Annotated in this window: 10 protein-coding genes and 1 pseudogene; 4 read left to right on the top strand and 7 right to left on the bottom strand. The window is 51.8% G+C overall.

Annotated elements, in window-relative coordinates:
* Positions 1-11 precede the first annotated feature (11 nt).
* The 7 genes from JI735_RS29360 to JI735_RS29390 form a co-directional block, all read right to left on the bottom strand.
* Positions 12-1,178, bottom strand: coding sequence for a cytochrome c oxidase subunit II (locus tag JI735_RS29360; protein ID WP_039837187.1), 1,167 nt, complete (start codon positions 1,176-1,178; stop codon positions 12-14).
* Between the two features lie 302 nt (positions 1,179-1,480).
* Entirely contained in the window at positions 1,481-2,584 is a 1,104-nt protein-coding gene (locus JI735_RS29365; protein WP_039837185.1) for a winged helix DNA-binding domain-containing protein, read from the bottom strand.
* A gap of 263 nt (positions 2,585-2,847) precedes the next feature.
* Complete coding sequence (locus JI735_RS29370; protein ID WP_039837184.1) at positions 2,848-5,058, bottom strand: alginate lyase family protein; 2,211 nt, start codon at positions 5,056-5,058, stop codon at positions 2,848-2,850.
* Positions 5,059-5,098: 40 nt separating this feature from the next.
* Entirely contained in the window at positions 5,099-5,968 is an 870-nt protein-coding gene (locus tag JI735_RS29375) for a carbohydrate ABC transporter permease (protein WP_039837183.1), read from the bottom strand.
* A 24-nt stretch (positions 5,969-5,992) separates the two neighbouring features.
* A complete protein-coding gene (locus JI735_RS29380) occupies positions 5,993-6,901 on the bottom strand; it encodes an ABC transporter permease (RefSeq protein ID WP_039837182.1) in 909 nt (302 codons plus the stop codon).
* 75 nt (positions 6,902-6,976) lie between these two features.
* Entirely contained in the window at positions 6,977-7,687 is a 711-nt protein-coding gene (locus JI735_RS29385) for a type 2 periplasmic-binding domain-containing protein (protein WP_202676693.1), read from the bottom strand.
* A 262-nt stretch (positions 7,688-7,949) separates the two neighbouring features.
* Positions 7,950-8,540, bottom strand: a complete 591-nt coding sequence (locus tag JI735_RS29390; protein ID WP_157771429.1) for an extracellular solute-binding protein — start codon at positions 8,538-8,540, stop codon at positions 7,950-7,952.
* A 225-nt stretch (positions 8,541-8,765) separates the two neighbouring features.
* Here JI735_RS29390 and JI735_RS29395 point away from each other — a divergent pair, with 225 nt between their 5' ends.
* From JI735_RS29395 to JI735_RS29410, 4 genes and pseudogenes are all read left to right on the top strand, one after another.
* Entirely contained in the window at positions 8,766-10,571 is a 1,806-nt protein-coding gene (locus JI735_RS29395; protein WP_039837179.1) for a sensor histidine kinase, read from the top strand.
* On the top strand, positions 10,558-12,177 hold the full coding sequence (locus JI735_RS29400; RefSeq protein ID WP_039837178.1) for a helix-turn-helix domain-containing protein: 1,620 nt from the start codon (positions 10,558-10,560) through the stop codon (positions 12,175-12,177). Before JI735_RS29395 ends, JI735_RS29400 begins: the two co-directional genes overlap by 14 nt.
* Before the next feature lie 62 nt (positions 12,178-12,239).
* On the top strand, positions 12,240-13,145 hold the full coding sequence (locus JI735_RS29405; RefSeq protein WP_085979301.1) for a hypothetical protein: 906 nt from the start codon (positions 12,240-12,242) through the stop codon (positions 13,143-13,145).
* Positions 13,146-13,218: 73 nt separating this feature from the next.
* A pseudogene (locus tag JI735_RS29410) lies at positions 13,219-13,652 on the top strand (VOC family protein).
* The last annotated feature ends 26 nt before the right edge of the window (positions 13,653-13,678 follow it).

The raw sequence follows: 13,678 nt of genomic DNA on the forward strand, positions 1-13,678 counted from the left end.
CCACTCCACCTTTAGCTCTGATCTCCCGTCACATCAATATCCGCATTAAATTTAAAAATATAGGCGGCAATCAGCCAGATAATCCAGCAGTTCAGTCCAAAAAAGAGATACCCGAAATAGCCCAGTACCGGCATCTCGGAGAAAATATGAATTTTGTCCAGATAAGGGACTGAATATTTCCAGTAGTTGGGATTGGTCGGCAGGGAATCATGGAACCACTCGCTTCCGAAGTTCCAGAACTCCCAGAAAAATCCGTTAAACAGCGTGGCAAGTCCAATCAGGATGACACTGGACCAGTCTCCGTTCTTAACCGGAGTAAAGGGTGTCCAGAAACCGGCAAGCGCCATGGCGGCAGAGAGCATCGGGACCAGCGCTACCCACAGCACCCAGAACAGCACATAAGGATAATACCCCATACCAAAAGCCAAAATCAGCCCCAGCACATAATAAAGGATCAGAAATGTCCGGGAGACGTTAAATTTCGGTCCATTTTTATAGCGGTTCCTGAATGCACTGAAGGTCTTGAGCAGCAGGTACCACTCGAAGATAGCAGGGAGTACCGTTGTATAGGAGAGGGAAAACCAGAACACATTGCCGAAGCCCGAGAATACTTTATCATTCGGGTAGTACCAGTTCTCGATCACAAAAAAATTCAGAAATTCAAAAGCAAACCAGCTGAAGCAGGACACCACAGCCAGCAGCTGCATGAGATGAGGCTTGCGTGAAATGATGGACGCCCCTTTATTTCTTTTGTACACCAGCCCGTCCAGAATTAGAATGAATGACCACCATAAGGGGACAAAGGTGTAATATTCGAGGGAAATGACGAGCTTGACCCGTGCCCACATCAGGAACCAGCTCACAGCAAGCACAGGCAGGCTCCACCAGAACCAGACCGGGAATGGGGTTGCACCGTCTTTCGGGGCAGGCTCCTCCTTGATCTTTTTAAAGCCAAACCAGCGGGGAAAAACCAGAATCAGCGTAATTACCAGTGCGACAATACAAGCCAGGGAAAAGTACAGCAGGCTGAAGCCGGGGTCTGCCTCCACTTTTTGTGCGGGAAAATCGCCATAGCCGGGCGGAAGCCCCTTCCACTTGGACAAGCTGCCGATCAAAGGGAGCAGAAAAATCAAACCAAACGTCACAATCAGGAACAATATCTTGTTTTTTCTCAGCATGGCCATAACCCCTCTTATGTATGGAAAAGTCGAGTTGTGTTGATAACCGGAACTATTCGATGTCCGCCCAGATTATTCCTGCCTGGTTAGTTTGCCTTTCTACCTTTTTCCGGCGGACCTGTCAGCCAAACTAGCAAAAAGACGTTCCAGATGCCAGAAATATGGCTGCGGAACGCCGGTTTATTTAGCTTCAGAATTGCCAGTATTTCCGGGAGCCCGGAGCAGCTTCACAACCTCGTCCCATCGGCTGGCCGCAGATGGCAGCTTTCACTGCGACCATCGTTACACCTCCACCAACTGGGTCATCGGGCTGTGTACTCCTTTTCAAATACTGTCTTTAACACAGGGAGTCCTAAAAAGGCGGCATACCGTTCAGCGGCCTGCATAAGCTTCTCCTCCCATTTGCGTTCCAGCGGTTCAAACGGGCTGAAATTTAGCTCAACGCCCTTTGACTTGACGGTCCGTTTCCAGGTGCCGAGGATCTGGCCGTCCGCGGCAATCGTCGGCAGAAATACACCGTTATTGCCAGGAACAATGCGCGGTGCCGTCTCCGGTTCAAGCACAGCACTGCGGTCATTGTAGCCAAGAATATATTCATCAAAACCGGGCAGCAAATGAACCTCTTTAGAGGGGAATTGTGTCTCGGCCGCAGATGCCGCCGGCATCCAGTACTCAGTGCCTGAAATGATTTCAGATATGAGTTCAGGCTTTACTGCGTCAAGCCCTGCCCTGGCCTCCGTTAGCGTGATTCCGGCCCACCAGGCCAAATCCTTGACGGTCGCCGGTCCATGGGCAGTAAAATAGCGCAAGGCCAGCTCCGATAGTGATTCCTCGAAGGACAGCTCCCGGGAGTGCTCCACCCACTTGTCGAGCAGGACAAAGGTCTGCTGTTTGCCGCTCCGGGGGCCGAAGCAGATCAGACCGCTGTACGCGCTGTGCCACAAAATATGATAGCCCCGCTGTCCATCGGTGCGGATGCCTTCGCCTTCAAGCAGGGCAAGCAAATCGGGACGCCGTATACTTCCGCCGTTCTTGAGTGCGTTATAGATGATTTCTCTTGACCGCTCCAGCGTTCTTTCATCCAGCTCCAATTGCGCCATTCTCCGCACAGCTTGCTTAAGCAGACGGGGCCCGCTCAGCTGAAGCAGCCATTTCACATCCTCCGGCGGCACGCAATGTATCGTTCCACGGAGTGTCCAGGTCAGCACAATCTTTCCATCAGCGATCGCCCGTTCAACCCCGGCCAGGGTTGCTGAAGGCGTGCGCAGGCCAACGGCCCATACTGCCTGCAGATAATCCTGTGCCTGAAGCGCACCCAGTTTCCGGACAACTTCCTCCGGCTCAAGAGAGCCAGGGCTGTTGATCAGCTGGTTAGCCAGCCTGCGGTATGCGATGTTAGTATTCATCCTTCTAATCCCCTTTACCGGATACAACCTAAGCTGAAATGGCCGCTTTCCGTACCCATCCAATACTTTCCTCCAGTATATTGAAACCATCCGCAGCTTGTCCATCGGAAATCCGGCGGAAACCGATAAAGTTACAGCCGGGTGCAGTTAATTCTACCTCTCATTCCGCCAGTTCGACCGTCTGCGCCATCAGAGGTAATTTCGCGCAAAAAAATGCAAACACCCACTCCTTAGCGGAATGGGTGTGCCTGAGTTAAGCTCAGCTATTCTGTTCGGTTCGATATAACAATAACATCCTGGCTGTAGGCGGCACCGGCAAACTCCAATGCTTCCGGCTCGATCTTGCGGGGCAGCAGCGGTTCCGCAATAATATTGCCGGTATGATCGAGGTATCCCTCCACGTTAAAGCTGTTATGGTATAAGCAGATTTCATCCACTCTGTCTTCCATTACAATACGCAGGGCGGTTGCCTCTACAGCGGATAGTTCTGCCCCGTTCCTCCGGGCGGGCAGGCGTTCGACCTTCACTTTGGGTTTTGCGGTTCCGAACGGAACGGCAAGTGTTGCAATGACCGTTCTTCCCGCAGCGGTCAAGGAACGCTTCACCACCGGATGATCATAATAATTGCCCTGCTTGAAGACCAGTCCCGGCTCCACGGACAGCTGATCCGTTTCCTGTCCGGCAGACGGATGCACCAGCAGCAGATTGGCATCCTCCAGTTGTGTAGATACCTCCCCGGTGCGGCAATCGTACGCCACTCCGCCGGGCGGCAGATGAAAGTACTGCTCATAACGGTGCTGCCCTTTCGCTTCAAACAGATCCACGATCAGCCAGTAGCTGTTCTTGACGAAGAGAACCTTGCGGGAATGAACCACCGGGTCATCATACCGGGTATAGCCGTAATGGCTGGCAAAGGTATAGTCATATTGTTCATTCGTCTGAAAATCCCAGATCCGGCAGGCAGCGGTAGCCGGCGTATTCCAGTGGAAGCTGCGGACATGCTGATCCTGTCCGTCTACAACCACTGTATTATGGGCACGCGTAGATACTACATATTTACGCTCCTTATTCCATTCGAACAGCCCCATTCCTGAATCCGCCAGCAACTCACGCCCGCCGGCGTAGAGCACCAGGCTGAGCGCATCGGAATGGGCATGTCCGCCTACTCCAACGCCCGCCCGCATCGCCATGTACATGTCGGTATGCTTCCAGCCCTGCCGGGAGGTCAAATATCCCCCGGCTGGAAAGCAGGCTGCCGTTTCTGCCGGGTCCTCCGCCTTCAGCTGATTATAGTTCTCCACAGCTTCCGGCCCCACTCTCCAGATTAGGGAGAACGGCAGCCGCTCATGTCCAAGGGCCTTGAAATCGCTGCGCTGATACAGGTATGCCCCCAGGCTCATAACATTGCGCAGTTCACTGGCTACCTGCTGGTCGGTATCGCCGAATTTGACCAATTGTCCGTCCGGAGCCAGCAGATGCATCATGACAACGAACATGTTCTCCAGAATTTCCTGATATTCACCGGCAGCGATGCCGAGCTTGTGGAACAGCGCCACCAGCTCATACAGATCACGCATCACAACCAGATGATAGTTGGGGCTGCCTTCAAACTGCACACCGTCCGGGTACACATTCTGCCGGATATACCCGGGCATTTCACGCATACCGTATTCCAGCCATTCTGCCGAATCCTTCAGCTCCGGCAGAAGCAGAGCCGTCTGGATTAATCCGCGAAGCTGCATGCAGACATGATTGCCATGAGTGGCATGATATTTGCGGACATATTGGCCGTGTTCATGAAAAGATTTAATCAGCTTCAGCTTGACTTGAGGCTCAAATGAAGGAGAACTGAAGAACGTGATGAAGGCTTCCGGCAGCATAAACAGCCGCACCCCGACAGAAAGAGGGTCCCAGGTGGAATGCTCGGCCCGGAAGGTACCGTCCACCGGCATCGGGTTATCGTCAATGAAATGGCTCATCATGTCATTGAAGCATTTGGCGTATTTCGCATCGCCGGTCAGCGCATACGCTCTGGCCAGACGTTTGACATAGACAAACCGCGTCAGATGCAGCTGATACTGCGAGCTGTCGTACAGCCAGCTGTTCCAATCATAGGTTCCCTTCGGAAAAGCCACTCTTTTGCCTTTGAACAGCGGGATATCGCCCTCGGCAATCCGATCGGCCTCAGCAATGTCTAGCTTGGCTTCCTCCTCTTGGCTGTAGCTGTTCACCGCGTATGCCATGAGGCCGGGAACATCCCTCACATCAAAGTAATATCTTCCGGTGTTACCGGATGCAATAACCTCCAGATAGGCATCCCTTGCCCCAGAGACGTTGCCCTCATGCAGCTGGGCGGCCACCTCTGCAAGCTCCGGTCTATCCAGATCCAGCATCGTTTTTAAGAATTCATCATCAGACATCTGCGGTCTTGTGTAGGCGGGATTGTGCCGCAAATCTTTATAACCAACAGTCATTGGGATCATCACCTTTTTGTCCAGCGGAGCTTATCCGCATTTATTCCTTAATCGAGCCCAGCATAGCTCCTTTGGCAAAATACTTTTGCAGGAACGGGTACACGATCACAATCGGCAGCATCGCCAGCAGGATTGCAGCATTTTGCACATTGGGCCCGAGATTAGCGGCCAGCTGCGCATCCACTGCGGCCTCTGCCGAAATATTGGAGGCGCTGATCGCCACCATCTGCCGGAGAAGCGGCTGAATCGGCCAGCGCGACGTATCATTTAAGTAGATAACGGCGGAAAAGAACTCGTTCCAGAACTGCACCATAAAAAACAGCGTAAATGTGGCGATAATCGGTTTGGACAGCGGAAGCACAATCGAGTATAGTATTCTGAACTCTCCCGCACCGTCAATTCTGGCCGCTTCATCCAGGCTTTCAGGGAGGCTCTGGAAGAAGGAGCGGATAACCATGATATTAAAAGCACTGGACGCCGCGGGAAGCACCACAGCCCAGTAGGAATCAATCAAACCGAGATTTTTAACCACCAGATAGCTGGGAATCATGCCGCCGTGGAAGATCATAGTGAAGAAAATGAACAGCAGCATAATCCGCCGGCCGGGCAAAAACTTTTTGGATAGTGCATATGCCAGTGTAATCGATACAAACAGACTTAAGAGGGTTCCCATCACTGTAATCACAACAGAGTTTCTGACCGAAGTCAGGAAGGTATCCGCATTCAGCAGATAGGAGTACGCATCCAGCGTCCAATGCTTGGGCCAGATGAAGAAGTTCCCTGCGAGCGAGTCGCCGGGCGGACTAAAGGATACCGCGATAATGTACAGAAAAGGCAATATCACCAGCAAGCTGATCAAGCAGATAATCACTACAATCAGGCTGTCAAACCATGTTACGCGCAGCTTCATAACGTCTCCACTCCTGTTCTAGTTCTAGAATATGCCTTCTTCTCCAAGAAGCTTTGCCGCATAGTTGGCCCCGAGGACAAGGATCAGACTGGCAACGGATTTGAACATGCCTACCGTAATCGCGAAGCTGTAGTTGAACTGCTCCAGACCGATATGGTAGACGAACAGATCGAACACATTGGAGACATCCAGGTTGAGGCTGTTGGTCATCAGGAAGATTTGCATAAAGTTGGAATCCATGGATGAGCCGAGACGGAGCAGCAGCAAAATGACGATAGTGCTTTTGATGCCGGGCAGCGTAATATGCCAGATATTTTGAAACCGGTTCGCGCCATCCACTTTGGCTGCTTCATACTGTTCAGGGTTGATCCCGGCAAGCGCCGCCAGGAATATAATGGTCCCCCAGCCCGCATCCTTCCAAATGGACTGGAATATAACCAGCGGACGGAACCATTCGTTGCTGACCAGGAAATTGGCGCTGCCGCCAAACCATTCAGTTAAGTAGTGATTAATCACTCCCGATGGGCCGAAGAAGGAGATGGTAATCCCGTAAATAACCACCCAGGACAGAAAGTGGGGCAGATACACAATGGTCTGCGACACCCGCTTGAACACCTTCAGCCGCAGTTCGTTCAGCAGCAGGGAGAGAATAATCGTAAAGGGAAAATAAATAACGAGGTTCAGCAGGCTGATCAGCAGTGTATTTTTCAGCAAAATATAGAAATCGGAAGTTCCGAAAAACTGTCTGAAATTATCCAGCCCTACCCAAGGGCTGTTTATAATGCCTTTAAACGGGCTGTATTCCTTGAAAGCCAGCACCAATCCCGACATCGGGATGTAATGGAAAATTACAAAATAGAGAATTCCCGGTGCCGCCAGTAAGTAAAAGGGCCACAATTGATTGAAACGTTTAGGACGCAAAGTTCTCTGCACAGGTCAAACCTCCTTATCCATGGGCAAAAGAAAGGGGAGTCCCCCTCCTTCGCCTCCGTGTATCTTTAGTTTTACTTATTTATGCTCTGCATTGTACTGGTCCAGCAGGTCTTTGGTAATCTGCGCACCTGTGCCGTTCGTCCAGGCATCAATTTCTTTCTGCACATCATCCCAAGTGCCTTCGCCCAGCACATACTTCGTCATCACGGCGCTCATTTTTTTGTAGCTGTCCGGATTTTTGCTCGCGGTTGCCGAGTTGTAGCTGAGGAACGGATTTTCGATTCCAGCCTTGCTGATGACATCCAGAGTAGCCTTTTGAGCCTTCAGAATCTCCGGATCCTTGGAGCCGGCATATACGTAAGGGTCGACTCTGTTTTCCAGCACAAATTGGCTCGGTTTATCCAAATCGTACTGTTTTTTCTGTTCCTCTGTCTGCACAGCAATTCCCTCTTTAAAATCACTGGAATGGATTCCGGTCACTCCCGCTTTGGAGAACGCTACATTCTCCTCGGAGGCTGAGAAATCGAGGAAATCCACAATTTGCTGAACCTTGTCCTCCTTTACAGAACTTGGAATGGCCCACAGGCCGTAGTATCCGCCAAGTACCGCGACACCTTTTTGCCCGTTTGCACCTTCCAGGACATCGACAATGGCGATTTCGGCGTTCGGATCAGTCTGCTTCAGCTTTTCAATATTGGTCTCAGCCATATCGCTCACATTCCCCACAAAGGCGCCTGCCGTACCGGCCAAAAACTTGCTGCGCGCCTGCCCCTGGTTTTTGAGCACCGGCGCATCTTTATCAATCAGCCCTTTGCTCCAGGAATCCTTGAGCCATTCCAGAAAAGCCTTGTATTCAGGCGTCTGAAAGTCGCGGACGGCCTTCCCGTTATCCAGCTTCCAGATATTCGGGATGCCGAAGGCGAATTGTATCGGCGCTACACCGGCAAATGGTCCAGGGCTGTTGATGCCATCTACAGCGTAGATTGAGAACGTTATGGTTTTCCCCCGCCCGCCGGGTCCTTTTCCTTGAATACTGCAAGGGCATTGGTCAGCTCATCCATTGTCTTCGGTACAGCCAGGTTGTATTTGTCCAGCCAGTCCTTGCGATCAGGATATTGGCTTCCCCTCCGCCATACAGGCCCCGCGGCCGGGGAATTCCGTATAACTTGCCATCGACTTTGATTCCATTCCAGACTGTATCATCGATCTGGCTGATATTCTTAGTTTTCTCAATATAAGGAGTCAGATCATGGAAGGCCCCCATCTTCACAAGGTTGCTGAACTTGTCGTCCTTTCCGCCATCCATCAGCAGCAAATCATAAGAGTTGCCTGCCGATACGGCTACGGAGAGCTTGTCAGTGTAAGCCTCGGACGGCACGAAGGTCACATCCAGGTCTACATTGCCCCGCTTCTCCAGATCCTCCAGGGCTTTGTTGTTTTCCGTTGCAGGCGGGTTCCCGAACAGTATGGTCATCGCCTTAATGCTGGCCTTTTGACTGCCGGTTTCTGACTTAGCGGTCCCTTCCGGTGAAGCAGAGCTTTCCGCTGCGGAATTATTGCTGCCGGAGCAGCCTGCAAGTGTGGTTACCATCAATGCCGCTGTTGCCACAAGCGGTACAAGCTTTCTTTTGAAATCCATTGTCATCCCCCGTTTGCTTGTATTGTTTGCGTTTACATCGTCCTTACACTTTGGATTATAGAAGACAGCGTATCTTGTGAACATGCCGGATTCGCGCCAATGTGTAACCGTTTTTAAGATCCGCCGGAATCTGTGTTCCATAGCCATCCTTCAATGTACTATAATAATTACAGGATAGCTTATCCGCCATCCCCAGTCTAAAACCAAGTAACGGAAGTGGTTCCTGTGAGTTCAACCTTCTTCAGCTTTCTGCGCCGGAGCTTTTATTTCAAAATGATTCTGGTGATGCTCGCCATTTCAGTAATTCCTCTGATTGTCTTGTCCATTATTTCTGTAAGCGTCTCCAGTAATACTGTGGAGAAACAGGTAAACCGCTTGAACGCCCAGCTCGTCAACCAGGTCGTGGACCGGATTGAATTAACCATGACCAGGCTGCGGGAGCTGAGCGAGCAGTATTCACGCATTTCTTCCATTCAGAGCGCACTGGTGTCGCCGTCGGCCCAATATTTCGAAGAGGTTGTCCGTAAAAAAGAACTGATCTCCGTGCTCAGCAACGCCTCGGCGATTATAGGGAACGTGGAAGGGCTGCAGGTGTATTCAGCCATTACGGGGGAAGTCCTCTCTTCCACGGAAGCCCCGGCCATGCTTGAGGATTCTCCCTACCGGCCGCTGATCGAAGCCTATTTGTCCTCAGGGAAGGCTAATCTGTTCCTGGACAAGCACGCTCTGCCGGACCTTGCGATTCTGGATTCTTCAACCTATTATATTTCACGCGTCCCCTTTGACTTGTATGAGGATCTGAAAGGGGTTCTGCTGATCTCAATGAGCAATGACCAATACCAGCGGCAGATTGAGAACATTCAGCTGGGCAACCGGGGGTCTATCTCCCTTTTGACCGATGACGGGATGACAATTGCCACGACCAGCAGACTGGAGCCGAAGGAAGATACCGGGCGGGTGCAGAATATTCTCAAGCACTGGAAAGAGCTGGACCGGCCGAATCAATTCGCGGTCGGCTCTTCCATTGTCTCTGTCAAGCAGACATCCACCTATGACAACTGGATTGTGGTTTCAGAGATACCGTCCAAGGAGCTGACCGCCAGCGCCGAAATCATCCGCAGAACCGTAGCTTACTTTCTGGGGATTCTGGTGTTTCTCGGCGCGCTATGCGTTGTCGGGTTCGGTTATCAGTTATACCGGCCGCTCCAGGCGGTGAAACGGCAGGTCGATGCGATCAAAAAAGGCCATTTCGATGCCCGGGTCACTCATTTTGCCAACAATGAAATCGGCGACCTGGGCCGGATGCTTAATACCATGGCTGTCCGCATTCAGGATCTGCTGGCAGATCTCCATGATTCGGAGGAGCTGAAGCGCAAGCTGGAAATCCGGGCGCTGCAATCGCAGATCAACCCGCATTTCATGTACAATACTCTCAACACTATCCGCATGTTCGCCATGATGAAGGATTATGAAAAGATCAACACACTGATGGGCCGGCTGGTTGCGCTGCTCCGGTATTCCATGGAAAATTATGAGCAGACGGTGCAGCTGCAGCAAGAGCTTGATTATCTCGCGGATTACGTCGGGTTGCTCAATATGCGGTACAAGTGCCAAGTCCATCTGGAGGCCGAAATTGAGGAGCCGCTGCGGAGCATGCAGATTCCGAAGCTCAGCCTTCAGCCGCTGATTGAAAACTCCGTTTTCCACGGCATTCTTCCGAACAAAACGGCTGAAGGGCATATTAAGGTTCATGTTTTTACCGATTCTCTACAAAATCATATCGTCATTGAAGTGAGCGATGATGGTGTTGGACTGGAGGAGGCCGGGCTGGGGACCCTGCAGCTTCACTTGCTCCGGGAAGAGTCCACAGAGAATATCGGGCTGCAGAATGTATGGATGCGGATGAAGCTGCTGTTCGGGAATGCCGCGCAGATTCTGCTCCTCAGCCCCCCCGGAGAAGGTCTGACCATCCGTATCACACTGCCGCTGGAGACTGTTCTTGTGAAGGAGGAGCATCATGAACCACTATAAAGTAGTCCTCGTGGAAGACGAGATTCCGGCAAGAACCGTATTCCGCCATTTCATTGAAGAGCGGGGCGACCTGTTCACCCTTGTCGGCGAAGCGGAAGACGGGCAGGACGGACTGGAGCTGTTCCTGGAGCATAAACCGGAGTTAATCGTAACCGATATCACGATGCCGGGAATGAACGGGCTGGAGATGCTCCGTGAAATTGAAAAAAGCGGGGAACGCCCGCCGCAAATCATCATTCTTACCTGTCATCAGGATTTCCATTACGCCCAGCAGGCCATTCATCTGAAAGCTGCCTCCTACCTGATCAAGGATGACTGCCTTTCTGATCCCGGACTGTTGACCAGGACGATGGAGCAGCTGGCTTCCCAGGTTCATTCGATTGATGAAACGCGGGAAAAGCAGTTCCAGTTGGAACAGCAGGTCCGGCTGAGCGAAGTTGAGATTGAGCAGAGCCTGTTTCTGGACATGCTGCTGAATCCCGCAGCCGAAGCCAAATGGCTGCGCACGCTGGAGGAATCGCAGCTCCCGCTTAAGGAAGGCCGGTTCAAGGTGCTGCTGCTGGAGCTGGACCGGGGCTCCCTGCGCTTCCCGATCGGCCAGATCGAGGAACTGAAGCTGTGGCAGTTCGCCGGCGTCAACGTGCTGAAAGAGCTGCTGGGCAGCATAGGCGCACACAAGGTGATCGCACTCGACAAAGGGCGTTTCCTGGCCGTCTATACCGATGCCCTGAAGCTGGAGCGCCCGGGATTTCTAGGGCAGGTGCTGGAGTCCTTTGCCGCGAATCTCAAAATGAAATGCTTCGCCCTTCAGTGCAGATTCGAGCAAGGACTGCAGGGACGGCCGGAGGCGCTCAAACGTTTAGCCTCTGCCCCCTACCCTTTCTTTTACCGCTCCGATGAGAGCATTGCCATCGAGGAATGGGAACAGTTGGCTTTCTTTCAGCGCATCCCGGAACCGGTGAGCCGGTTCTGGAGCAAGGTGCTCAAGAAGGCGCTGCTGGAGCCGCATCTGAGCGCTGCCGCGCTGGAGCAGGAACGCAGCTCTTTATTCCGCCAGGCCATAGAGCATGGCTGGGAACCGGAGCAGATTAAGTCTCTGTACCTGAGAGTTTTTCTGGACATGAGCCATACCGTCACCGGAGCCGAAGGGGGTGCGGAGCTGGAAGCGGCCCTGCGCAAAAAGCTGGAGCTGTGCCAAACCTTTGGCTCCGTACACGACACGACTTGCGCCTACTTCCACAAGCTTCAACAGCTGCAGGAGGGCGGCAAAAAAATTGACTCCTCCATTTCAAGGATTATCCAGCACATGCGGGAAGATCTCAGCTATCCTTACAGGCTGGAGGAACTGGCCGCTTCAATTAATTACAGCGTCCCCTATTTCAGTTCCATGTTCAAAAAAGCCGTTGGCGAAAGCTTCGTTCAATATCTGACCCGCCTGCGCATTGAGAAGGCGAAGCTGCTGCTGCTCACCACCGATCACAAAACCTTCGAAATTTCCGAATCCATCGGATTTGAGAATTACCGGTCTTTTAACCGGATATTCAAAAAAGAGACTGGCGTCTCCCCTTCCGATTACCGCCGGAACGGGGCGGCAACGTCCAGATGAATCAAGCCGGGGCGGGCGCGCTTCGGCTTGGATGATATTAACTTTATGCGAGGTGAATCGGGTTGCACCAGTTCATGATTGGGCAATACGGGGGATATGACTTCCACAAATATCACCGGGATTTCAAGGCTGCCTTCTACGGCATTGAAGCCTGCTCCTTCCCGGGAGATGAAGACTGCCGCCATTTAATGGAGGAATCAAAAAGTAAAGGCTTTCGTGTAGGCGTTCATTTTCCGTTCCGGGCGAACGGTTCAGCCATAAGGGATGCTCTGTTCCTCTCTTCTGACCCGGACGAACGCGAGGCTGCCTTTGAGCAGATTCGGACTGAGCTTGAATATTTAACCGTGCTGAAGCCGGAATATATATTGTTTCATTATCCGAAGCCGGTCATTCTGGATGACCGCGTAGACTGGAAGCTGTGGAGGTTCGGGGACCGCCGCGAATACATATTTGAAAGTGAGTGCACCTTAAGCGGGCTGATTGAACGCAGTGAATCCTTGTTTGAGTGGCTGGACCTCAGGAGCAGGGAATATCATTTTACACCTATTCTTGAATTCGATGCCTTGAACCGTTATGTTTACGAACATGATTTTTTTGAAAAGCTGCTGCTGAAGTACCCGCAGATTCAATTGTGCCTGGATACCGCCAGACTGCATCTGCAGGACAAGCTTGATCCCCGGTTTGACGCGAAAGCTGTCTTACGGAAATATGCCAAATATGCCGGGCTGATCCATCTCTCCACGGCTCAAGTCAATCCAACGGTCCAGAACTCCCATTATCCGGTGCTGCCGGAGCTTAGTGTGCAGGACGGCTGGGCACCTATTGCCGAGTATTTGCAGATCATCCGCGGGGAAAACAGCCGGGTAAAAATCATGTTCGAGCACCGCTCCGACCTGATCACTGAGGATCAATTGCAGCAGTGTTATGAATGGGTTGACGGCATACTCAAAGGTTCTGTATATTTCTAAATGGACAGGCACATGATACAATGTGGAAATCAAGCGCTTGCCTTACATTAACAATCTAAGAGGAGTGAAGGCTGTGGCAATTAATGTGTATTTCAATTTTAATGGGAATGCCCGTGAAGCTGTGGAGTTTTATGCCGAAGTATTTGGAACAGAAGCCCCACGGATTATGACCTTTGGAGAAGCACCCCAGACCCTTCCCACCCTCTTCCGGAGGAGGCCAAACATCTGGTGATGCACGCCATGCTGTTTATTGACGGCAGTCCCGTGATGTTCTCGGATGTTTTCCCTGGCATGCCTTATGTGGAAGGGAACAACGTCAACCTTACTCTGACCAATGACGATGCCGGCAAAATCAAGGACTGGTTCAACAAGCTAAAAGAAGGCGGTAATGTCATCATGGAGCTGCAGGAAACCTTTTGGAGCAAATGCTACGGCAGCCTTAAGGACAAATTCGGGATCATCTGGCAGCTGAGTCATGATAACGGCCAGGGCGCCGGCAACGCTTAAGCTCTATTCTTCATTCTACTAAGGTC

Origin of the sequence: Paenibacillus sonchi (assembly GCF_016772475.1) — a bacterium.
Taxonomy (GTDB): Bacteria; Bacillota; Bacilli; order Paenibacillales; family Paenibacillaceae; genus Paenibacillus_AQ; species Paenibacillus_AQ sonchi.